Consider the following 22,813-nt stretch of genomic DNA (forward strand, 5'->3'; position numbering starts at 1 on the left):
GATTAAAACTTTTTTCCCTGATGTGGTTTCGTGATCTTCAACAGAGAGCTGTTACTAAGATAGCGGGAGTTCGATTGGTTCTCAAATCTGCTCGCCCAGAAAAACGGGTTCGCGGTGATAGCCAGTCATGACCTGGTAGTAGTGGGACGCGGGTTGCAGGATCAGATAGACATAGGGTTGTTCGTGCTGGTCGTGGATGATGGTGCCTTGAATGCCTTCTTTGATCTGAAACCAGACACCCCGTTCGAGGCCGAAGTTCGCCAGGATTTCGACCGGTTCCGGAGCATACATGGACCAGGCACCTGATTCGAGCGTGGAAACTTCACACCACCAGGCGAGGGGGGCGTTGCAGTTTCGCTGCCGATTGCCCCAGGGAAGGATTTGCAATTCGCCTTGATAAAAGACGGGGAGCAGCGGGCGCCGATGCCGTTGCAGGAACAGGATTTCTTTGTCGGCTGTTTCAGAACGCTGAATGATGCGTTCTTCGAGTTGATATTTTTGGATCAGTCTGGTGGGGATATCCCGCCAGGTGAGGGTAATTCCGGTACACATCAGAAACACATCTTTCCTGAAATATCACAGATATCGTAGTTATGTGTCGCGTCATGATAGATTTCATGCAGCGGCAGTGTCTCGGCACTGCGGATCACAAACCGGCCCAGTTTTTGATTGATGTCGCGTTTGAGTTGATCGAGGGGGCTTTGTGCCTCTTCGAAGAAAAGTGATTTTTGAATCTTGTCCCGCCAGGTCAGGTTTTCAGCGATGATGTGCATGTGACTGACGGGGTGGCTCGTCGGTGCCGCGGCTAGCATGGGCATGACGGCATCGTAGATGGTGCGAAACGAAGCAGAAGGGACTGCCAGGGGAGTCCGGCCGAGCCAGAGCGCCGTCTTGTTGGCATCGATCTGCAGACTGATATGACCGGCATAGACGCGGTGGTGATCGAGGGCTTCGATCAGGCGTTCGATGTTTCTGACGGCCCAGGCACGAATGCGATCCGGGTCCAGGGTTTTTCCGCCACAGGATCCGCCACGGGCAATGGCCTTGTGGGGCGGTCGGGAGGTTTGAATCGGATTAGTCGCATCGCCGCGGAGTTCCCACCAGAGGGCTTCGCCTTTAATCGTGAGCAGGTTACGAATCATCAGCCGATCTGCCTGGCGGTAATCCCAGCAGGTGCGAATATTTCTGTCGTGCAGTTTTTTGGCGCTGCGGCTGCCGATGCCACACAGTTCGCCGACCGGTTGTGAGCGTAGAAACGATTCACAGTCCTTTTCGATTACCTGCACGCCGAAGGGTTTGGCGGTATCACTGCCGAGCTTGGCCAGAGTGCGTGAGGGGGCGATGCCGATCGAAACGGGGACGCCGATCTGATCCTGAACCAGCGTCTGTAGTGCGCGGGTAGCTGCTTCCAGGGGGAGTTGAAAATAGCGGGAAAGTTCGGAAGCGTCGAAGAACATTTCATCAATGCTGTAGTATTCGACCAGCGGGCTGACGGTTTTGAGCAGGTCCAGCAGCTTTCGCGAGATGACTTCGTACCAGCGAAAATCCCGTTTGACAAAGACGGCGTGCGGGCAGAGCTTTTTGGCTTCCCAGATTGGGTGGCCGGTTTTGACGCCGTAGGATTTGAGCTCATAGCTCTTGGCAATGACACACGCTCCCTGGTTACCCAAGACGCCGCAAGGAACGCCGCGCAGGCTGTAAGATCTGATTCTTTCACAGCTTACGTAGAAACAATCCGAGTCAATATGTCCAATGAAACTAGTGCCCATGCGGGCATCGTATCAAAATTATTATGGAATACTACTGAACAGTACCGGGGTTTTTACCGCGATTGTGTTGGAGAAATCAGGAGCAGTGTTCGGTTTCAGATTGGCAAGTTTTAGCATTTCGGGCGGCGTCAAAATGAAACGTTTGAAGTCATGATGCGGTATAGGAATTGGCTTGAGGGATCGTAAAGAAAAATGTGGAGCCTTCGCCGGGTTCAGATTCGACCCAGACCTGTCCCTGATGGGCTTCGATAATTCTTTTCACCATCGAGAGTCCTAATCCGGTTCCTTCATAGTCGCTGGCGTTAACCGCGCGCTTGAGTGGCTCAAAGATGCGTTGCTGTTCTTTTTCGGGGATGCCAATTCCATTATCCTGGACCATCGTTACCACAAACCGTCCTTCTGTTTTCGTGTTGATGCAAATCACAGGGGAAACATCTTTTACATATTTGCAGGCATTACCGATCAGATTCTGGAAGACTGTTGTCATCAGGGCCGCGTCAGCATCAACATCGTCCAGGGGGCCTATTTTTATGGTTGCACCCTGGTTTCGAATTTGTTCTTCCAAAAATTCACACGCGATTTTAATTGAGCTGCGTAGGGAAATATGATCCAGCTGCAAACTTTTATGCCCCAGTAGGGAAAAACGGAGCAGGTCATCGATCAATTTTTTGAGACGATTAGCAATCACCGGCAGACTGCGGAGCATTTCCAGAACCGGATATTCGAGAGAGGTTCCTGCTTCTTCGAGCACAATCTGGCTGATCGTTTTGATATTCCCCAGGGGAGCTTTTAAGTCATGTGATGCAGCCTGTGCAAAGGCCTGCAAATTTTCATTATGCAGTGTTAATGATATTAATTGTTTTTTGCGTTCGATGGCATGTCGAACCGTACGGTAGAGAATTGGTCCGGTGAGTTCTGCTTTAATAAGATAGTCCTGTGCCCCTTTTTGAATGACCTCTGTACTGAGAGCGTCTTCATCTGTGGTAGCCAGAGCAATAACAGGAGTAGCAGGAGAAGCTTTAAGGATCTGTGATAATGACTCAATCGCGGGAGTCTCTGATGAATCCAAATCAAGGACCAGAACTGAGAACGTATTTGTTTTGAGAGAGTCAAGCGCATCGGTAACGGATCGCACATGTGTGACGTTCGATTTTTTAGCAGTGTTGACTGTATTCCATTGGTCAATGATCAAGGTGGCATGAGTTGGATTTTCTTCAATTAATAAAACATCAAATTTTTCAAGTTGCTTTTCATTATTCATAAAGAAGGCCTGAACCAGTTAGATGGCGCTAGGAGAACGATTCAGTAATTATTAAAGTGATATAAATAGCATAAATAATATACAATTATTTTAGTGAATCAGGTTTGCGCCGAAACTGTTGCTATGACTAGGGTAAACACAAGCTTGATTCTATGTTCAACAGTACTATTGATGATGGGGGAAATGCACACCTTCACCATCTGTCACCTGTTTTTTTATTATTTTACTGTGAGGATGGAAGTTGAGGATCTGGGAAGAGAAGACTGGGTAAAAGTTCTGAGTCCATAACGCAACGTAACTAAAAAAACATTGTGGACGGTCAATTAAGAGTGACCATAATTCGTGTGCTGGATGATGGTCTTGATCAATTTCTGGTGCCTTAGGGGGAATAGAACTGATATGTATGATTCCAGGATGAGCCATACGAAATGTGTCAGTTTATGAGAGATATGTAAGACGGTAAGAGATGGTGGCTGAACGACGAAAGACAGTCTGAGCAAAATCAGAAACAAATCTGGTTTTTAGTATACTTGTCTAGACCGCATCAGATTTTACCATAACGTGCCTCAATCTAATATACTCGGTCCAAATAGCCTTGGAGACGCTATAGTAAAACTGGGCACAGTCTAGTTGTGGATAGAGCGATTTGTTTACGCGTAATGTGTTTCAAACGTGTCAGCCGACGCCAGATCCCAGACTTTTTTGTAGACCGGAGAAGGGGAATCTCCGAGAAGTTCACCCGGTTCCAGAAAATCAAAGGCTTCATGATAAGATGCCATTTTGGTGCGTCCGGTTCTCAGGAAGATATGCCAGGGGCGTAACTGTTCCGGGTGATCCAGACCAGCAGCGGCCACCACTTCGGAGAGGGCCTCCATGGTGTTCTTGTGAAAGTTGAAGGTCCGCGTACTTTTGTCTTCCACATTTAATGCGCGTTGTCGCCCCGGATCTTGTGTGGCAACGCCAACGGGGCAGGTATTGGTATGACATTTCTGAGCCTGAATACAGCCAACTGCCATCATGAAGCCTCGGGCAGAATTACACCAGTCCGCGCCGATTGCCAGACTGCGGGCCAGTGTGAAGGCTGAGCTGATTTTACCTGAAGCGGCGACTTTGATTTTATCTCTCAGGTCACAGCCGACCAGCGCGTTATGCACAAACATCAGTCCCCCTTTTAACGGCATTCCCATGTTGTCTGAGAACTCAAGAGGCGCAGCCCCGGTTCCGCCTTCACCGCCATCAACGGTGATGAAGTCAGGCAAGATGCCAGTTTGCAGCATGGCTTTGCAAACGCTGAGAAATTCACTGGGGTGTCCAATACAGAGTTTGAAACCAACTGGTTTGCCGCCCGAGAGTTCGCGTAGTTGTGCGATGTAATTACATAATTCGATCGGCGTGCTGAAAGAGGTATGGCCGGGAGGAGAAATGCAATCCTGCCCCATCAGAATTTTTCTGGTAGAAGCGATTTCAGCAGTGATTTTAGCAGCCGGTAAAACACCGCCGTGTCCTGGCTTGGCACCTTGTGAGATTTTAATCTCGATCATTTTCACTGCTTCATGCGCGGCTTGTTCTTGAAACAGGTCTGGATTAAAAGTGCCATCATTATTGCGGCAGCCAAAGTAACCCGTGCCGATTTGCCAGACCAGATCGCCGCCATTTTTCAGATGGTAAGGGCTCACGCCTCCTTCACCTGTGCAGTGGTAAAAATTACCTCTCTTGGCGCCTGCATTCAGGGCGAGAAGTGCATTCGGGCTGAGTGCTCCGAAACTCATCGCCGAGACATTGAGAATCGAACAGGAGTAGGGCTGTTTGCATTCCGGGCCGCCGACTGTGGTGCGGAACAGTTCTTCAGACTTGGGATGGGGCGCCATGGAATGATTGAGCCATTCGTACTCTTCGCCATAGATATCGAGTTCTGTTCCAAACGGTTTCAATCCATCAATATTTTTGGCACGCTCATAAATCAAAGATCGTTCATCATTATTGAAAGGACGGCCATCGATATTGCTTTCAACAAAGTACTGACGGATTTCGGGGCGAATTTCTTCAAACAGAAAACGCAGATGCGCAATAATCGGATAATTACGTGTAATACTGTGTTTCGTTTGTACCATGTCCCAGATCCCCAGTAATGATAACGGGATCAGAGCCAGTAGTGGCCAGAAAAAATGAGGGTCTACCGCGATTCCCAGGATGAAACTCAGGAAGGTCAGGATGACGGTCAGAATGAAAGCCAGATATCTCATTGAATTCACCAGTCGGGGCAATGAAAAATGGGTTTAACAGAATTGAAAAGCACCAAATCAGGTCGTTCAGGGAGTTGTACTCTTAGGATTCTCCGGTTCTTTTTCAACTCCCCGGGTTAAGAGGAAATCGACGACGAGCTGTAACTCACTGTCTGAAATCGAACTGGCAAACGCCGGCATATTGTGACCACCGTTATTAATTCGGATGATGAGATCATCACGTGTCAGCAGTTTGCCGATTTCAGTCAATTCGGGGCCGCGATGACCTCCGTAGCCGCCGATATCATGGCAGTACAGACAACCTTTGATGTGCATTAACTTGGCGCCTTCGGCCAGCGGACCATGATCGGTGCCCACAACGGACGCCGGTAATTCTTTCACGCCAAAATCGGGTGACCAGGGTTTTTTGTATCCATAAATGGTGAGTACAAGAAATGCTACGAATCCAAAGATCACAGTGCCGCCGGCCCAGGGACGTTTGGAGGGGGCGCGGTGTCCTTTATTCGAGATCAATGGCAGGAAAAATAAAACGATGAACCCGATCGTCGGTACTCCCAGAATCACCCAGGTTTCGAGTTGAGGCGGGAGTAATGAGAGCACGGCAAAGTACCAGAGGAAATACCAGTCTGGCAGCGGGTTAGCATTGATGCTACTGGGATTGGGAGGCGGATCGAGGGCCGGAGGTCCCAGAAAGATCGAACAGCCGAGAATGACGCCGACAATCAGCGTGGAAAAAATCATATCTCGCCACATGGCGTCGGGCCAGAAAGGGACTCCCGTTTTATGAATTCGTTTTTCGTAGGCTTCTTTGTAAGTTTCCGGGTCGACGGGGTCGTTGACATCAGGCATTTCTGAAATGCCGTGCCGCATGATCAACAGCATATGCAGGCCGATCCCGGCAAAGATCAGCGCCGGCATGATGAAGACGTGCATCGCAAAGAAGCGGGTGATGGTCGAACCGCCGACGGTCTCGCCGCCGAGAATAAAATGTGCCAGTGTGGGGCCGATGATGGGAGTTCTGCCCGCCATTTCTGCAGCGACGGTGACCGACCAGACACCGTTGGCATCCCAGCGTAAGAGCTGTCCGGTAAAGGCCATGCCCAGCACAACGAACAGCAGTACGACGCCGCTCATCCAGTTCATTTCGCGCGGATATTTATAGGTGGCATGCATATAAACCTGCACCATATGGATCACGGCCATCATGACCATTGCCGAGGCGCCGTAGTAATGCATGCCCCGCAGAATGCTTCCCAGGGGGGCGGTATCGGTGATGTATTTTAAACTTTGATAGGTTTCTTCACCGCCGGGCACATAGGACATGGCCAGGCAGACTCCGGTGAAGACTTGTACGATGAAGGCACAGAGCGTTGCACTTCCGAAGATGTACCACCAACGCGCATTGTCGGGCACCAGATGCACCATCAGCGGGACAATGTAATCGGAAAAACCAATTCGATTGTCGATCCAGTTCCAGGTTCGAGTCACAAAGTTATTACTCATTCAGCCGGATACTCGCTTTTCATCAAAGGTGGTTTCAGGTCAACGTCGTTAATGTCAGCGGAGTGGGTTCGGTTTCGATTTCAACCAGGCCCTCACTAATGCGCACATTCAGTTTGTAGAGAGGTTCCGGCGGCGGTCCAGCTGCGACGGTTCCATCTTCGTAGTACACACCACCATGGCAGGGGCACATGAACAGTTTGGGATCGTCAACCCATCTGACGGGACAACCCAGGTGTCGGCAGTTAATGGAAAACGCGATAAATTCGGTTTCGCTGACGCGGCGGATCCAGGCACCTGCTTTGGCGGTAACACCGGCCCAGATCACAGGCGAAGGATCTTCATATTGCACCAGTACAAAACCGCCGACCTTGAAGTCGTCCAGTTTGCCGACGGTTCTCCATTTATGTTTTGGTTTTCTGAAAATCGGTGCCAGTACATATCCGACGCCGGGGATGGCGATCATGAAGCCGATAATCGTGCCTAAGATAACAGAGACGCGGGTCAGAAACGTTCTGCGCTTAAGCTGGCAGCAGGGTTGATCTGTGGGGGGCTGTTGGTCGCTCACTTTGTTTCACTCCATGAACTATGAATCTCATGCATCCAGGACCAGACGGCACCCACAATGACCATGATGCCGATGACGGACATGCTCCAATGCGTCAGAATTCCCCAGCTCATGAACGTAATACCCATGGCGAGCGCGGCGGGAGCATAAGTGGGACGCATTTCCGGTTCTTCTGTTTGCTCTGTTTGAGACTCTGTTGATTCCGTACTCATTGACGCGCCTCCCGTAAAGAGCCCGTTGTTCCAGCGGTGTTTGGTGAAGCGATCTGTTCCATGTCAGCATACCAGCGTTTGAGAATGACCATGATCGCACTGACATAGAGTGAGCAGGGAGGGACCCACATTAACAGGCCTCCCAGTCGTTGGTCCATTCCAGGAGTCAGTCCCTGATCGTAGAGCATATTCAGGATGCCTAACCGATCGACGGGGTTCGCAAATGCAGGGCAGACTGAAATGACAGTAAATGTGATATAGATGCCGAGCAGAGTGCATCCCAGGCAAGCTGAGAACAGATAAATCACTGCCTGCGATGATGGTAGATGGAACCGTTTCACAGGCGAAAAGATGGGCCACCAGAAGGCCAGTCCTGCCAGTAGAAATGTCGCATCACGAAAGATACCGAGCGCATAATTTTCAGTGGAAGCATTACAGAATGAAGGAACGTGCCAGAACCACATCACGCCGAGGCCACTGAGCCATCCCAGAAACGGGACCGCCATCACACGACCTAAGCGGTTCATAAAGGGGTTGCGAAAGAGTTTTTCCATTGCTGTTTCAGAGAGGCTTAACAGAAGAAACAGGGGCACGATTAGTAGTAAGATCAAATGCTGAATGACGTGCGCGCTAAACAGGTAGCCGTCAGCCAGGACGCCGATCGGGGAGACATAGGCCATCGCCAGAGCAAACATGGCGAACACAAATGCCGCGATGCGTTTCCCTGAGGTTCCCTGATGAAACAGGAAATAGAGCCCGGCCAGGGGCAGGACCAGTAACCAGACTGGTGAATTCCATTTCCATAATTCGCTTGTCAGATCGAAATACGAACTCATTGTAGAAGTCCCAGATAAATAATTCCAAATACGGCCAGCCAGACCACATCCACAAAATGCCAATAGACGCCGACGGCACCGAAGACGTGTGTCTTACCGGGATTCAAACTCCCTTTGATGCCCATGATCAGCATGACACATAACGCGATCACACCTGCCGTCACGTGAATACCATGGAATCCGGTGACGGTGAAAAAGGTGGCCGAGAACAAGTCGGTATTAATGGTGATGTCATTCATCAACAGGCCCGTGTATTCCCAGGCCTGTCCTGCCAGGAAAGTGATTCCGAGTAGGATCGTCAAACTGAGTGAAAATACAAATGCTGATTTCTTACCCGCCTTGAGAAATCGTTCGGCAATCCAGAATGTCACACTGCTGGAGATCAGGAACAGACTGAAGATTCCGGTCCGATTGACATCCAGTACGGAAGACGTCACAACTTCTTTCGAACGTGTGTTGAACACGACATATGCGATCAACAACAGGAGAAAGAACACCGCTTCCGAAGCGATGAAAGACCAGGCAGCCAGTTTCGGTAGATTCGGACGACGTCCTTTATCTTGCGGCGTCTTTTCCGTTTTCCAGTCTGCGTGCTCCGGGTGGTTCATATCCCAGACGGGGCGACGGCTTTTGATTTCTGGGAGGGACGTGAAGTTTTCCGGTGGAGGTGGTGACGTGGTGGCCCATTCCAGCGTGAAGGCATCCCAGGGATTATCGCCGGCGATTTTTCCGCGGAGTAAGCTGGCTCCGATATTCCAGAGAAAGACCAGTGTGCCGACCGCCATGAAGACCGCACCCAGTGAAGCGATTCCATTTAAGAGCGCCCAGCCAGGGTTGTCGGCATAGGTATAGACTCGCCGCGGCATGCCCATCATACCCAGGAAGTGCTGCACCATGAATGTCATATTAAAGCCCAGCACCCACAACCAGAACTGCATGATTCCCAGACGTTCATTCAGCATGCGGCCAGTCATCTTCGGGAACCAGTAATAAGTGGCTGAGAACAACGCAAACACAAGCCCGCCAATCAGCACATAATGAAAGTGAGCGACGACGAAATAGGTATCGGTCAACTGCCAGTCGATGGGGACGGCGGCGAACATGATCCCCGTTAAGCCACCGATCACAAACTGCAGCAGAAAGCCTACTGCGAAGTGCATTGCCGTGTTGAATTGAAGTTCCCCGCCCCAGAGCGTGGCAGTCCAGTTGAAGACCTTGATACCGGTCGGAATGGCAATCAGCAGAGAACCGACGGCAAAAAAGATGTCGGCATACATTCCCAGGCCCACAGCAAACATATGGTGTGCCCAGACGCCGTATCCCAGGAGGACGATGGCGACTGATGAGGCAGCTACGAACGTGTAGCCGTAAATTGGTTTTCGAGAAAAGACGGGGATGACTTCAGAGATCATTCCGAAGCCTGGTAAGATCAGAATATAAACTTCGGGGTGTCCGAAGATCCAGAAGTAGTGTTGCCAGAGCACGGCGGAACCGCCGCGCGTCGGATCAAAAAATGCGGAACCGAGCCAGCGGTCGATTAACAACATCGCCAGTGCCGAGTTGAGGGCCGGCAAGGCCAGGATGATCAGAATCGCCTGCATCAGCATCATCCAGACGAACAGCGGAACCCGTTGTAAACTCATTCCCGGTGCCCGCAAACTGACAATCGTGGCAAAAATATTGATCGCTCCGGAAACAGAGCCGATACCCATGATTAACAGGCCGATGATCCAGTAGTCCACACCTTGCAGTGAGCTGTAGGCTTTGGTCGAGAGTGGGACATAACTGAACCAGCCCGCGTTGGGCGCCGATCCGGTCAAGAAGCTGAAGTGCAGCAGCAAGCCGCCAAAAAACAGCATCCAGAACCCGAATGCATTCAGGCGGGGAAACGCCACATCGCGGGCGCCGACCATCAGGGGAACGAAATAATTGGCAAAGCCGGTCAGTACGGGCATCCCCACCAGGAAGACCATTGTAGTACCATGCATGGTAAACAGCTGATTGAACATTTCTGGTGAGAGAAATGTATTATTGGGGAATGCCAGCTGGATTCGCATCAGTAGCGCTTCAAAGCCGCCAACTGCGAGATAAAATACGGCGGTCAGGATATACATGATGCCGATACGCTTATGATCGAGCGTGCTGACCCAATCCAGCATCGGGGTCGGAGTGACCCGGGGCTCGAGTGATGTCAGTTCAGATTGATCGATGGATCCTGTCGTCACTTGAGTGTCTCCAGGTAGGCTACGAGTTGTTTGATATGCTCATCACTCAGCTTGAAGTTGGGCATTTTACATCCTGGTTTGAGGGCTTGCGGATCTTTCAGCCACAATGCCAGGTTTTCCGGTGAATTCTCGATGACCCCGGCGCCAATTTCTTTGCGGCGGGCGAAGTGGGTCAAATCGGGGCCAATGGTCGCTTTGGCAGGAGTTCCATAAATCGTATGGCACTGCGGACAGGTTGCATTAAAAAAGTACTCTTTCCCGGCAGAGGCCAGAGGGGATAGTAGTTTGGGTTGTTTCGTGGCGAGTTTTTCACTGGCCACCCACTTGTCAAACTCGGCATCCGAGACGGCATACACTTTAAAGTTCATCCAGGCATGTTGCGCGCCGCAGTATTCGGAACAGCGCCCCTGATAGGAGCCTGGTTCGCTGGCTTGGAGCCAGATGTAGTTTTCGCGACCGGGAATCGCGTCAATCTTTCGGCCCAGTTGCGGAACCCAGAAGCAGTGGATCACGTCAGCAGAAGAAACCTGCACGCGCAGTTTTTTATTTTTGTCAGCCGGGATGTAAATCTCATTGGCGGAGATCACACCTGATTTGGGATATTTGACTTCCCACCACCATTGATGGCCCGTCACAATCAGATCGACGTCTGTATTCTCTGTCTGTCCGTCGGGATTGATTTTGGGAAACGCATTGAGTGTGATAACCAGATGGGCGCTGATCGCTACCAGCCAGATGACGATGACCACAGGACCGACCATCCAGTAGATTTCGGCTTTTTCACTACCAAAGTCCTGATCGGGTAAAGTCTCTTTGCGCCGTCCGCGTGAAATCGCGACCAGGATTAAACCCGCCACGATAGCAAAGATAATGGCACTGATAAGTAAAACCTGAAGAAAGAGATTGTTAATGGCCTCTGCCTGCGGAGACGCGGGGTCAAGAACAGGAATCACAGAGTTCATAATCAATGCCTGGAATCTGATATTCAAAGAGGTTTACTTCGCACTGAGAGAGCAGCTAAGTCTGATTGGATACGTAGTATAGTGCAATAGTCTGATTAGTGAATGTGAATTGATCAATTTCTATTAAGAAAAAAATGGGCAGGAACACAAAACTATCAAACAGATAGAACCCAGATAAACTATTTTACCTAAGTAGAGATGGAAAGGGGGCGCTGTCTTCATTTCCATCGTAACGCGGCGCGCACAGACTTTAATTTAACAGGAAGTTCATCGACTGGTTTTCTGATCGCTGGTTCTGAATGCTGCTTACTGGAAAGCAGACGCAATCATATTCGACAATTGTACCAGGCGCCAGGGGGCTTTTGAGCGAATGGCGGTTGTCAGGATGATTGCAAAGCCATCACGGCGTCGATCCATCCAGACCATGGTTCCGGTCGCTCCTGTATGGCCGAAGACACTCCGGTCGAGCAGATTCCCCCAGCTTCCGGACTGACCGGGATGATTCAGTCGCCACCCCAGGCCCCACGGTTGTGAACGGCGGATCGGTTCGGGCAGATCAGGATAATCGTTGAGCCGATTTGTGGTCGCCATTTCCATCATGGATCGAGAAAGCAGACGCTCGTCTTGCACTTTTCCATAATTCAGCATGCACTGGCAGATCACAGCCATATCTTCCGGTGCGATGAACATGCCACCCCAGGGAACTCCCAGATCCTGCCAGTAATCACTGTTCCAACCGAAATTCGAACCGATCTGGTATTCCGGCGTTTCCACACGTACCAGTCGTTCGCGCGGAAAGTCGCCACGCCCCAGCCAGGTACTTTGCAGACCGAGCGGCTTGATGATTTCGTCGCGCACATGTTGGGCGATTGTTTTTCTGGTGAGGCGCTGGACGATCTCTGCGACGATCAGTGTGCCCATGCTCTGATAGCTGAGTCCGGTTCCCGCTGGCTGGAAGAGAGGCACGGTGTCGTAGATGGCGCCGTGGATAAACTTGTCGAGTGGTGCCAGTGATTGCCGTAGCGCCACATTATTGTCCAGCATGTCGGGCATGCCGGAAGTATGTGTAAACAGGTGATGCACGAGTATCGACTCTTTATGGTGTGCTGCGAAATCGGGAATATAATGCGTCACCGGCAGACTGAGTACCAACTCGCCTCGTTCGACCAGTTTTAAGGCGCTCATGTAGACAATCGGTTTGGTGATGGATGCCAGCAGAAACATACCGTCGCGTCGTACGGGTTCGGCATTTTTTTCCGGTCCCTGTTTACCGAAGAATTGTGGCTCTACGATTTTTCCGTGGCGGCCGACAACAATTGCTGCTCCGGGCATGGTGCCTGCGTCGGTCCATTCTTTCAGTAGTTTTCCTGCCTGTTGCAGACGTTCTCCATCAAGGTCGATCTCCTGTGGTTTGACAAGGGGCAGTGAAGTCATAGGGGAAATCCTCTGAAAAGACGGTCTGTGTTGACTCTGGCGAACCCATTCACCATGATCGATATGATGGCGTTCGTCAAGCGATCGAGCGTTGACGCAAAGAACTTTCAATCAGACAAGGTCGAACTTATGTTGAAACAATTGATTGCCATTCTGACGGTCTTTGTTCTGGGGCTGGGGATCACCGGTTTAAACGCTGCAGAGTTGCCTGATCGAAATGGAACCGTGTCAATTCAAACTCAGGAATGGCCGTTTCAGCCGGGACCTCGCTCGGTTAAAGTTTATATCTATTACCCGGGTAACAAACTGGAAAATGTGAACGCGGAGACGGGCTTGATGCTCAATCTGCATAACTGGGGTGGCACGAATACATCAGGTGCCGGGAACCCGGCGGTGCTCACGAAAGAACTGAATGTGATTGCCATCTCAGTCGACTATCTGCAAAGCGGTTCCTGGAAAGAACAGGCAAAGACGGGGGCGCCCTATGATTATGGTTATCTGCAGTCGATTGATGCGTTACGGGCGCTGTCGTATGTGTATCATGGGTTACAGGAGAAGCAGATTCCGTTCAATTCAAAACGCATCTATTCCACCGGCGGTTCGGGGGGCGGGAATGTTACGCTGATGTGCAATAAATTCGCACCGCATACCTTTACGTGTGTGATTGATATCTGCGGCATGCCGCGACTTTCAGATGATATCGCGTTTCATTTACCCGGTGGCAGTAGCCTGAATGCCCGTTATAGTCAGGACAAAAACGCAAAGAATTATCTCACCCCGGGCGCACAGGAGATTCGATATATCGGCAATCCTGAGCATTTAAAATTAATGAAAGACCAGGGGCACGCGACAAAGATCATCGTCATTCATGGTACGGGAGATACCACTTGTCCGTATGCCGATGCGAAAGCGATGGTTCAAAATATGAAAGCCGCACAACTGGATGTCGAAGCGAAATTTGTTACGCCCGCGGACATTGATAATGTCGTTTTTACAAACACCGGCCATTCACTCGGCGATCGCACGAAGATGATGATCAAATACGGCGGAGAATATGCGATTCCCGGACGTGAAAAATTTCGTCTGCGTACGACTCCCACCGATTTTGAATTGAAGCAGGACGTGATTTATCCGACTTCCGACGGACGCTATGTGATCTCGTATGCAGACGGCGTACCAACGATCCGTTTTGAATCCAAGTGATTTTGATTACCTGCGGTGTGAAATCAAACCGTTGAACCCGGTGTGAAGTCAATCAACGCTTTGGGAGGGAGTGCGACTCGTAACGCATTCAGCACGGCCAGAACGTCAATCACTTCCTGAGTCAGCGCCCCGGCGACTGGGGGCAAATATCCCGCGGCAGCGAGTAGCATTCCCAGCATGCTCAAGCCCATGCCGCCGATCGCACTTTGCAGAGCGATGTGTCGCATGCGACGGCTGATGTGCAGAAATTCGTCAATTTTTTGCAGCGAGCTATCCATCACAATCACGTCGGCTGCTTCCGTAGTGACATCGCTGTTTTGGCCGAAAGCAACCCCCACGCTCGCCGCGATGAGAGCAGGCGCGTCGTTGATTCCATCACCGACAAAGATCGTGTTGGTCTGCGCCGTTTCTTCATTGACGATTTCCAGTTTTTGTTCGGGACTCTGGCTGAAGAACACATTTTCGATGCCAACCTGATCGGCGAGGTACCTTACTTCCGATTCTCGATCGCCGGAGACCAGCATCGTACGTTGAATCTGGTGTTGTGGTGAGAGATGTGTGATGAAAGAGAGACCATCCGTGCGTGGCGTATCCCGAAAACGATATGTGCCCGCGTATTGATCGTCAATCAGGATCAGACATTCCAGGCCACCCGCCTGTTCGGGGAGTTGGCTTTCGACTTCCGGCTGCTGTTTGAGAAGTTTCTTGCGGCTGGTAATCTGAATGGAATGTCCATTGACGATTCCCTGAAGACCTTGCCCGGGCGGCTCGCTGATTTCGGTGGCTTCGTGCGTGATGGTTTTCTCTGCCTGCACTGCACTCAGAATGGCCTGTGCCAGCGGGTGTTTGGAAAATCGTTCAATACTGCCGACGAGCGAGAGAACTTCTTCCAGCTGGAAGCCGTTGGCATAGATTTGTTCGGTGAGATGCGGCTCTCCATACGTCAGCGTACCTGTCTTATCGAAGATGATTGTGCGGCAGGTGTCCGCGGTTTCCAGTGCGGTCGGGTCACGAACAATGATCGCTCTACGGGCGGCCAGAGAGATGGAGCCAATGATGGCTACCGGGATTGCAATTAAGAGCGGGCAGGGGGTCGCGACCACCATCACCGCCAGAAAACGGACAGGATCTCCCGAGATGATCCAGGCGATGAGTCCGATTAAAACAGCAAGCGGCGTGTACCAGGCGCCCAGTTTGTCTGCCATCCGTCGCATGCGGGGGCGATGTTGTTCCGATGTCTGCATGACCTCCATGATTTTGGCGTAGCGCGAATCAACGGCCAGTTTCTCTGCACGGATTGTTAAAGCCGACTCGCCGTTTATCGCTCCCGAAAGTACCTGAGAGCCGGGCGTCTTGGACATCATATAAGGCTCACCCGTCAGATATGATTCATCCATCACGCCATGACCTTCCAGCACAGTTCCATCGATGGGACAGATCTCGTGAGGAAATATCACAAGCGTATCGTTAACGGCGATCTGATCCAGGGCAACATCCTCGATGCGCGAATCGATCTTGCGATGGGCGATTGAAGGCATGCGTTTACTTAATGCCTGTAGCACCGAGGAAGCGCTGCGGACGGCGTAGGCTTCCAGCGCTTCACCGCCGGAAAGCATTAACACGACCAGCGATCCCGCCAGATATTCATCGAGTAGAATCGAGACGACGATGGAAATGCCGGCCAAGAGATCCGAGCCGAATTCCCGGTGAAACATTTTGACCAGCAGCCCCCAGACCAGCGGCGTCCCCCCCAAAGCTAAGACAGCCCAGAGCGGGAAATTCTGCACTGTTTCTGAGGTCACGAATGCAAAACGCAAGATCAGATGCGCGGCGATCATAATGATCGTGAACACGGCGATCAAAGTTTCAAGAGATTTCCAGACAGGTGAACCCGGTTTCGACGGATTGGAGTTCGACACGCTGATTCCTTTTGTGTTTGAAGCCGAGACTGTTTGATTGGAGCGTGTTACCGGAATCACTCGGCAAATGTGATACCGTAACGGATTTGAGTTAGTTTAAAGGATAGTGGGTGAGACGAGTTTATTATAGCGGTTTCATGCATTAAGGGGAGTGCTAATTGTCTCTATCGGCAGATGGGAATTTAGACTGTTGGACAAACGGCAATCAGGCGACCACCATCTGCGCAATCAATCCGAAGACAAATCCGAGTACAGCTCCTAATGCAGGAGCCCAGCGACGTTCCAGTTTGGCCTGGGGGGCGATGTCCTGAAATGTCAGGTAAAGAATTCCGCCTGCTGCGAACAGCATCGTTAGCCCGACCATTTGGGGCACCCGCGACAATAAATAATATCCAATGAGACCAGAGAGCGGACCCAGCAGGACCAGCAGGCAAAACCCCGGCAGGATCATGTGTTTCTTCATAGTGACCGAGCTTCTTAATTCTCGGTAGGCGTTAAAACCTTCCGGCAAATTCTGCAGGCCGATTAAAATAGCGAGCAACATCCCCACTGAGCCTCCATTTGCAAACGTGGCTCCCAGTGCCAGCGATTCCGGCACGAAGTCCAGCAGCATGGCGATCAACTGCGAAGCGGAATTCTGGTGCGTTGCCAGAATCCGATCAATGATCATAAAGCAGACGCCGCCACAGAGAATGGCTGCGGATGCAATGAGTGGATTTAATTCTTCAATCCCCACCGGAACCAGTACCAGGGCGACCGCGGCCAGCAATACGCCACCTCCAAAGGCAATGATGGAGTGCCGAAATTCTTCTTCGAGCCAGCGCGGATGAATCCGTTCGATTTTCGCAAGGAACCCACCGATGGGAATGGTGCTTCCTGCCAGAGTCGTCAGCACAATGACTTCGAGTACGCCCGACAATGTTGTTCCTTGAAACAAAATATAAACGTAGGGAATGGAAAAGCAGGCTTTTCGCGGAAGAGTTGAACCGCTTTATACGTCACAGGATAGCAGTATTTCTGAAAACGCACAGCAGAGAAACGACCTGATTCCTGATCAGAAATAAAAATAGCCCGGTCGTGAAACCGGGCTACGAGAGTCATCATTAAAAACGGGACAGACTATTGAGGCAGTCGTCCGGTTTCTACTTTCGGGAAGGGACCCGAGCAGGCTTTCATGAATGCCACCAGATCTTTTTTATCCTGATCGGAAAGATTCAGTTTTTTCACTTTTTCGCTCAGGTAAGGGTTCGGCGTCCCCCCTTTGTTGTAGTGTTCGACGACTTCTTCAAGTGTTTTCTGAGAACCATCGTGCATGTAAGGGGCGCTGAATTCCACATTGCGGATCGTGGGGGTCTTGAATGCACCTTTATCTTTTTCCTGTTTGGTGACTTCATAGCGACCGAGATCCGGCTTTTTCGCATCCATTCCAACGCCGAGGTTATGGTATTTTTCGTCCGTCATATTCGGACCTACGTGACAGGCAGCACAGTTGACTTTTTCACTGAAGAATAAATCCATACCACGCAGAGCACTTTTTGACATCGGATGTTTTTTGGTCTGTGCCAGAATTGGCTGATAAACGTCCTCTAGATCTTCGAGGTCTTCTTTGTCCATTTTCAGGAATGGTTTCAATTTTTCCTGATAGTCAAACGGCGAAGGTCCCGTGACGAGCGTGCGCTCGAAGGCAGCAATTGCTTTACCGACATTATCAATGGTGATGCCGTCTTTGAAAATTTTCTTGAACTGCATCTGATAGCCGGGAATCCCTTTGAGCGTTTTCACGGCAGCTTCGTGTGTGTTGGCCATTTCGATGGGATTGGCAATTGGGCCGACTGCCTGTTCTTCCAGCGTGGCGGCACGGCCATCCCAGAACTGAGGGCCACTTAAAATGCGGTTATAGCTGATGGGAGAGTTGCGGCCTCCTTCCTGATCTCGTACACCGATACCAAACTGTGTATGTCGTCCGTAACCTTCATCGGGATGGTGGCAACTGGCACAACTGATGGTATTGTCAGAGGAGAGTCGCGTATCAAAATAAAGCTGGCGGCCCAGTTCGACTTTGGCGCGGGTGAGGGGATTCTCTTTGAGTCCTACCATCTGTGCGGCGCCGGCACTCAAGCCGAGCGGGAGCGTCACTTCCAGGATCTCATGATTCTCGGGCTGGCTGAGCCATTCCTTGATTTCTTTTTTTGTGAGCGGCCCTTTACCGGGAATACCGGAAGTCAGCTCGGGGGTACCCAACAGTACTTTGTTCGTTTTTTTCGCGGAAGCATTCTTCTCGGCAGCGTGAGAAACCGCTTGAGTCTGGACGGTCGCGAACACAACTCCACACGCGATACTGAGTTTCAGAAGCAGTGTGCTTCGGCCATGTTTCAATACGTTCATACTACTAATTCCCGGTTTTGTCTTTTGGAGATTACGAAATTTTGATTTAACATGCGTTCTGAGCAGTCAGAACTAAGGTGTGATTCAACAGATTCCAGCGATATGGAACTGTTGGGTGATTTTTTGAGGAAGGACTCATATATCAAATTGTAAACATGCGATGGAGGCTTTTCAATTTCGAAATGTGAGTATCGTGAGGCATAAATGAAAAACGAATGTGCACGTGGCAGGCGCGATCTTTTAGCTGACTTCAGCAGGACTGGTTTGCAGCAGAACCATTTCGTGGTATTTGCCCCCCGCTGCCATCAACGCATCATGAGTTCCCGTCTCGGTGATACGACCTGATTCGAACACGACAATCCGGTTAGCGTGGGTAATCGTACTTAACCGGTGTGCGATCACAAAACAGGTGCGCCCCTGCATTAAAGTCGTCAGGCTGTCCTGAATCAGTCGTTCACTTTCCGTATCCAGATTACTGGTAGCTTCATCAAGAATTAATATGCGTGGATCTGCCAGAATGGCCCGGGCAATGGCCAGCCGTTGCCGTTGTCCACCGCTCAATTTCACACCCCGCTCACCAATGATTGTTTGATAGCCGTCTGGAAGAACTTTGATAAACTCATCGGCATTGGCAATTTCCGCCGCCTGTTGAATTTCTGCGAGCGACGCATGCCGATTTCCATAGCCAATATTCTCAGCCACACTGCCATCGAATAGAAAGACATCCTGTTCGACCACACCGATGTGATTGCGATAGCTTTCGACATCCAGCTCGCGCAAATCGCGGCCATCCAGCAAAACGCGGCCCGATGTTGGATCATAAAAACGTGCGACCAGATTGCAGAACGTGGTTTTACCCGCACCGCTGGGGCCGACGAGGGCAATGGTTTCGCCAGGGTCGACATCCAGTGAGACTTCCTCTAAAGCAAACTGTTCAGAGCCCGGGTACTGGAAGCCGACATTTTCGAACGTAATTCGCCCCGTGATTTCCGATTTGCTGATGTTTTTTGCGGTCGACGATTCCATCTCGCGTGGTTCATCCAAGAGATCCAGCACACGGTCAAAGCCTGACAGGCTGTTTTGAAACTGGGCGGCACTTTGTGCGAGAACCGCCAAAGGGCCCAACAACATTAACAGATACGCCAGAAACATCACCAGTTCACCCAGCGTCAGCTCTCCCTGCAGAACTTGCCAACCGCCATATAAAAGCAGACAGGCAGAAGCGATGGGGATCAACGTTTCCCAGGCGATTTCAATGAGCCGTGACCACCACCAGGCATATAGCTCCTGACGCCCCATCAGATGATTGCTGCGCAAGACGCGGCTGGTTTCAGAACGCTGTCTGCCGAATGCTCGTACCACGCGCATGCCGCCGAACGATTCGGTTGCCTGTGCATCAACGGCGGCGCGCTGTGCACGAATGCGACGGTGCTGCGGTCGAATACGGCTGATCCAGGTGCGATGAGTCAGATAAACCATTGGTCCCAGGAAGATCGCCCCCAGCAGCAGTCGCCAGTCGACCCACGCCAGAATAATTAAGCTGCCCAGCAATTGAATAATCGCGCGGCAGGGATTGTATAACATGCCAAACACCAGTTCGCCCACACTGCCGGCATCCTCACGCAAGATACTCGTCGCTCCCCCGGATTTGAGTTCCTGAACTCGATGCAGAGGCAGGCGCACGGCCTGGGCGAAGACAGCCTTACGGACTTTCATTTGAATCATTTTTGTAACCCGGGTCGCGTGCCAGCGGCCCCAGATTTGCAGGGCTACACGAATCATCGAAATTACGATCACGGCGATGGTAATGGAAACCAGCAGTGGCCAGGGTTCATGTGGAATCCACTCAGGTAAAGAGGCCGGCAGCGGTTTTTTATCGAGTACGTTATCGACGACAAATTTGGTCGCAATCGGGGGGATTAACGCCAGTAGAGTGGCGATGGTTAATGTCAACAGTGCCAGAATCATCGACCGGCGATGAATTTTCAATAAGCCGAGAAAGCTGCGCACCAGTTCCCAGGAAGAACGCTCCCGCTTTGTCGATTTCTTGCCTGGTTCCGGGCCGTGCTTTTCATGAAACTCGGCTTTGTATTGTTCAAATTGCTGGCGACTGGAGAGCGGATTCGTACTCATGGATGATCTTTAATTTTGAACGATATCGCGAAGTGCATACCGATTCTGTTGAGTCACGGGATAATGTGATTAATGGCGACCTGCTTCTAGCTGTATTATAGAGAGTCATTCAAAGTAGCAAGCCACACTTTTAGTATATCCGTGTGCATTCGTGATTGCGAACAAGAGGTGGCCCGGCGGTAGAGGCCTTTAATGTCTTCAGCTGTTTTTGTTCTAAATCATCTGGCTTGTTTCAGACAGTTGGGCAGAGTGAAGAACAATTTGACTGGTAGAAGTGCCTGATCGGAGAGAGACTGAGGGAGAAAAAAACAAAATGCGCTTGCAGCACCGGTTGAATTCCCGGTGCTGCAAGGCGGGCTTTTAATTTGTTGCTTTGGGCTTGTCATCTGTCAGAGGGAAGTCGATCGTATTCTCTTTGTCTTCTTCCACCATCACGAGCAGTCCGGATTTTTCCATATCACCATACCATTCCGGAATCACGGAGACGGGCCCTGCATTTCCATCTACGGCGTCTTCGGGAAGTCCTGATCCGCCCGGGCTGGTCAATGCTGTGATCATCACTTTGTATTTACCAGGAATGACCCCATCATCTTCATCAAAGGTTCCCATTTCATAGAATCCCTCACGATTGATTTTTCCCTGTGCCGGAGGACCGCCGCCAACGGGGATGAAAACCAGCGAACCGATGCTCAATGGTTTTCCATTATAAGAGACTGTCCCGGTTACCAGTGACCGTTTGGGGTGACCATCACCACATCCCCAGGTCGAGAGAAGTATAAAACAGAGCAGGATCGAAACAAACGGGGAGCGATTCAGTCGTCGCTCAACGAGAGATGAAAGTTGAAAAAACATTACATTTCCTTAGAAGACTGGGTTTTGAGAGGCAATCTAAAAACGGATTTCTTAACACGGTGATTACCACTCGCCAAGAATTTCTCCTTTGGCCCGGGTTCCCAGCCCTTTGAACAGCCCTAGATCAATATTTTCGCTGATGAAGTGAACCGAACCATCGGCCATCATGAAATGGGCGCCCCCTTCGTGATAGCTGGTAAAGGGCGTATGATTCGTTCCAAAGTCCCCACGGTAATTAATCGGAAACTGAATATTTTTGCTATCGAGGGTCAACCGACGCGTATCAGTGTACCAGTAGATTCCCCATGTCCAGGGCTGGATACCTCCCCAGCCTTTTTTCATTGCTGCAGACCAGCCATTCGAAGAGGAAGATTCCCCCAAAAGAATGGTGTTTGTCTGGCCGTCTGTGATATCACGGAATTTTGTATTGCTAAGGGGGTACATCAATCCGGTGTTCGCCCAGCGCCAGTTATTACCGTCTGACGGATTTGTAACGTCGTCAACGCGTCCGGCACAAGCGCGATAATGCAGTGCACCTTGTGATACGATCCAGGGAAGAGTGGAGTTGACAATATCGGGAGAACGATTACCTAACGCCGATGAAGGGCAGGCAAGCACAGCGATCGGTCCCCAGATTTCGTTCGCGCCATTGTGTGGTGACGTATCTAATCTCCAGGGGCCCAACTCTGTGACCGGGTTTTTAGAGAATCCCTCCATGGCATGCAGCCGCGTTGCTTCATCGATATAAGGGAATATTTTCGGTGCCCATCCCATGTGATAACCACCGCCAGGATAACTGGGGGTGGGGTGACTGCCGTTGGGCAAACTGCCAAAGGTGTCGTGATAGTTGTGGAAGGCAATTCCCAATTGCTTGAGATTATTCTTACATTGTGAACGCCGGGCTGCTTCCCGGGCTTGTTGGACTGCCGGTAAGAGCAGGGCAATCAGAATCGCGATGATGGCGATGACAACTAACAGCTCGATCAGGGTAAATGCTTTTCGTCTAAAATATCTGCTCATGATCTCATTTCCTTAAATAAAACGAATATTTGGAAATATGGAATTAGTGAGCGTCTTGATTTAGTTTAGACTGAAGAATTATTAAGTTAAGATGATTAATAAATAGTAATTGTGTAAATCTGTATGTCAATGTTTTTTATACAAAATGACATTGTTGCTATGCTGAAAGACCAGGAAACCAAGTCTGTTTGTTTAAAAAAAGACTTAATTTCCAAGTAATCTTTATTTATGGATAAAATCCCTCAATTTCAAAATTTAAGACATTCCTGTTGAGAGTGAGTGGGTTAGTTT

Annotated in this window: 18 protein-coding genes; 1 reads left to right on the top strand and 17 read right to left on the bottom strand. The window is 50.5% G+C overall.

Annotated elements, in window-relative coordinates:
• Window positions 1-81 precede the first annotated feature (81 nt).
• From Pan241w_RS07660 to Pan241w_RS07710, 11 genes are all read right to left on the bottom strand, one after another.
• Window positions 82-552 (bottom strand): hypothetical protein, encoded by a 471-nt coding sequence (locus Pan241w_RS07660; RefSeq protein ID WP_145213303.1) that lies wholly within the window; start codon window positions 550-552, stop codon window positions 82-84.
• The gene (locus Pan241w_RS07665) at window positions 552-1,769 is read right to left on the bottom strand and encodes a DNA polymerase Y family protein (protein ID WP_145213306.1); all 1,218 of its coding nucleotides are present in this window, start codon (window positions 1,767-1,769) and stop codon (window positions 552-554) included. Before Pan241w_RS07665 ends, Pan241w_RS07660 begins: the two co-directional genes overlap by 1 nt.
• Before the next feature lie 148 nt (window positions 1,770-1,917).
• Window positions 1,918-3,030 (bottom strand): ATP-binding protein, encoded by a 1,113-nt coding sequence (locus Pan241w_RS07670; protein WP_145213310.1) that lies wholly within the window; start codon window positions 3,028-3,030, stop codon window positions 1,918-1,920.
• 650 nt (window positions 3,031-3,680) lie between these two features.
• Window positions 3,681-5,273, bottom strand: a complete 1,593-nt coding sequence (locus Pan241w_RS07675; protein WP_145213313.1) for an FMN-binding glutamate synthase family protein — start codon at window positions 5,271-5,273, stop codon at window positions 3,681-3,683.
• A 66-nt stretch (window positions 5,274-5,339) separates the two neighbouring features.
• A complete protein-coding gene (locus Pan241w_RS07680) occupies window positions 5,340-6,776 on the bottom strand; it encodes a cytochrome b N-terminal domain-containing protein (RefSeq protein ID WP_145213316.1) in 1,437 nt (478 codons plus the stop codon).
• 34 nt (window positions 6,777-6,810) lie between these two features.
• A complete protein-coding gene (locus Pan241w_RS07685) occupies window positions 6,811-7,341 on the bottom strand; it encodes a QcrA and Rieske domain-containing protein (RefSeq protein ID WP_145213319.1) in 531 nt (176 codons plus the stop codon).
• On the bottom strand, window positions 7,338-7,553 hold the full coding sequence (locus tag Pan241w_RS07690; RefSeq protein ID WP_145213322.1) for a hypothetical protein: 216 nt from the start codon (window positions 7,551-7,553) through the stop codon (window positions 7,338-7,340). Before Pan241w_RS07690 ends, Pan241w_RS07685 begins: the two co-directional genes overlap by 4 nt.
• Window positions 7,550-8,389 carry a cytochrome c oxidase assembly protein gene (locus Pan241w_RS07695; protein WP_145213324.1) on the bottom strand — a complete coding sequence of 280 codons (840 nt, stop codon included), beginning with the start codon at window positions 8,387-8,389 and terminating at the stop codon, window positions 7,550-7,552. Before Pan241w_RS07695 ends, Pan241w_RS07690 begins: the two co-directional genes overlap by 4 nt.
• Window positions 8,386-10,614 carry a cytochrome c oxidase subunit I gene (gene ctaD, locus Pan241w_RS07700; RefSeq protein ID WP_145213327.1) on the bottom strand — a complete coding sequence of 743 codons (2,229 nt, stop codon included), beginning with the start codon at window positions 10,612-10,614 and terminating at the stop codon, window positions 8,386-8,388. Before ctaD ends, Pan241w_RS07695 begins: the two co-directional genes overlap by 4 nt.
• The gene (coxB, locus tag Pan241w_RS07705; protein ID WP_145213330.1) at window positions 10,611-11,576 is read right to left on the bottom strand and encodes a cytochrome c oxidase subunit II; all 966 of its coding nucleotides are present in this window, start codon (window positions 11,574-11,576) and stop codon (window positions 10,611-10,613) included. The genes ctaD and coxB overlap by 4 nt, the downstream gene beginning before the upstream one ends.
• Before the next feature lie 306 nt (window positions 11,577-11,882).
• Entirely contained in the window at window positions 11,883-13,010 is a 1,128-nt protein-coding gene (locus Pan241w_RS07710; protein ID WP_145213333.1) for a serine hydrolase domain-containing protein, read from the bottom strand.
• Window positions 13,011-13,139: 129 nt separating this feature from the next.
• Between Pan241w_RS07710 and Pan241w_RS07715 the strand changes: the two genes are divergently transcribed.
• Window positions 13,140-14,213: an alpha/beta hydrolase family protein gene (locus Pan241w_RS07715; RefSeq protein WP_198000385.1), complete on the top strand. Its 1,074-nt coding sequence runs from the start codon at window positions 13,140-13,142 to the stop codon at window positions 14,211-14,213.
• 23 nt (window positions 14,214-14,236) lie between these two features.
• On the opposite strand, the gene Pan241w_RS07720 is transcribed toward Pan241w_RS07715, so the two are convergent.
• The 6 genes from Pan241w_RS07720 to Pan241w_RS07745 form a co-directional block, all read right to left on the bottom strand.
• Complete coding sequence (locus tag Pan241w_RS07720) at window positions 14,237-16,051, bottom strand: heavy metal translocating P-type ATPase (RefSeq protein WP_145223266.1); 1,815 nt, start codon at window positions 16,049-16,051, stop codon at window positions 14,237-14,239.
• A gap of 286 nt (window positions 16,052-16,337) precedes the next feature.
• Window positions 16,338-17,051, bottom strand: a complete 714-nt coding sequence (locus tag Pan241w_RS07725) for a ZIP family metal transporter (RefSeq protein ID WP_145213339.1) — start codon at window positions 17,049-17,051, stop codon at window positions 16,338-16,340.
• Window positions 17,052-17,251: 200 nt separating this feature from the next.
• Entirely contained in the window at window positions 17,252-18,517 is a 1,266-nt protein-coding gene (locus Pan241w_RS07730; RefSeq protein WP_145213342.1) for a cytochrome-c peroxidase, read from the bottom strand.
• 240 nt (window positions 18,518-18,757) lie between these two features.
• Window positions 18,758-20,650 (bottom strand): ABC transporter ATP-binding protein, encoded by a 1,893-nt coding sequence (locus Pan241w_RS07735; protein WP_145213345.1) that lies wholly within the window; start codon window positions 20,648-20,650, stop codon window positions 18,758-18,760.
• A 360-nt stretch (window positions 20,651-21,010) separates the two neighbouring features.
• On the bottom strand, window positions 21,011-21,502 hold the full coding sequence (locus Pan241w_RS07740; RefSeq protein WP_145213348.1) for a hypothetical protein: 492 nt from the start codon (window positions 21,500-21,502) through the stop codon (window positions 21,011-21,013).
• Window positions 21,503-21,565: 63 nt separating this feature from the next.
• Window positions 21,566-22,522: a DUF1559 domain-containing protein gene (locus tag Pan241w_RS07745; protein ID WP_145213351.1), complete on the bottom strand. Its 957-nt coding sequence runs from the start codon at window positions 22,520-22,522 to the stop codon at window positions 21,566-21,568.
• Between the last annotated feature and the right edge of the window lie 291 nt (window positions 22,523-22,813).

Origin of the sequence: Gimesia alba, assembly GCF_007744675.1 — a bacterium.
GTDB lineage: Bacteria > Planctomycetota > Planctomycetia > Planctomycetales > Planctomycetaceae > Gimesia > Gimesia alba.

Bases quoted from the DNA above. Each gene is read 5' to 3' on its own strand.
- Pan241w_RS07660 (WP_145213303.1), bottom strand. From the start codon at position 552: ATGTGTACCGGAATTACCCTCACCTGGCGGGATATCCCCACCAGACTG.
- Pan241w_RS07665 (WP_145213306.1), bottom strand. From the start codon at position 1,769: ATGGGCACTAGTTTCATTGGACATATTGACTCGGATTGTTTCTACGTA.
- Pan241w_RS07670 (WP_145213310.1), bottom strand. From the start codon at position 3,030: ATGAATAATGAAAAGCAACTTGAAAAATTTGATGTTTTATTAATTGAA.
- Pan241w_RS07675 (WP_145213313.1), bottom strand. From the start codon at position 5,273: ATGAGATATCTGGCTTTCATTCTGACCGTCATCCTGACCTTCCTGAGT.
- Pan241w_RS07680 (WP_145213316.1), bottom strand. From the start codon at position 6,776: ATGAGTAATAACTTTGTGACTCGAACCTGGAACTGGATCGACAATCGA.
- Pan241w_RS07690 (WP_145213322.1), bottom strand. From the start codon at position 7,553: ATGAGTACGGAATCAACAGAGTCTCAAACAGAGCAAACAGAAGAACCG.
- Pan241w_RS07695 (WP_145213324.1), bottom strand. From the start codon at position 8,389: ATGAGTTCGTATTTCGATCTGACAAGCGAATTATGGAAATGGAATTCA.
- coxB (WP_145213330.1), bottom strand. From the start codon at position 11,576: ATGAACTCTGTGATTCCTGTTCTTGACCCCGCGTCTCCGCAGGCAGAG.
- Pan241w_RS07710 (WP_145213333.1), bottom strand. From the start codon at position 13,010: ATGACTTCACTGCCCCTTGTCAAACCACAGGAGATCGACCTTGATGGA.
- Pan241w_RS07715 (WP_198000385.1), top strand. From the start codon at position 13,140: ATGTTGAAACAATTGATTGCCATTCTGACGGTCTTTGTTCTGGGGCTG.
- Pan241w_RS07720 (WP_145223266.1), bottom strand. From the start codon at position 16,051: ATGATCGCCGCGCATCTGATCTTGCGTTTTGCATTCGTGACCTCAGAA.
- Pan241w_RS07730 (WP_145213342.1), bottom strand. From the start codon at position 18,517: ATGAACGTATTGAAACATGGCCGAAGCACACTGCTTCTGAAACTCAGT.
- Pan241w_RS07735 (WP_145213345.1), bottom strand. From the start codon at position 20,650: ATGAGTACGAATCCGCTCTCCAGTCGCCAGCAATTTGAACAATACAAA.
- Pan241w_RS07740 (WP_145213348.1), bottom strand. From the start codon at position 21,502: ATGTTTTTTCAACTTTCATCTCTCGTTGAGCGACGACTGAATCGCTCC.
- Pan241w_RS07745 (WP_145213351.1), bottom strand. From the start codon at position 22,522: ATGAGCAGATATTTTAGACGAAAAGCATTTACCCTGATCGAGCTGTTA.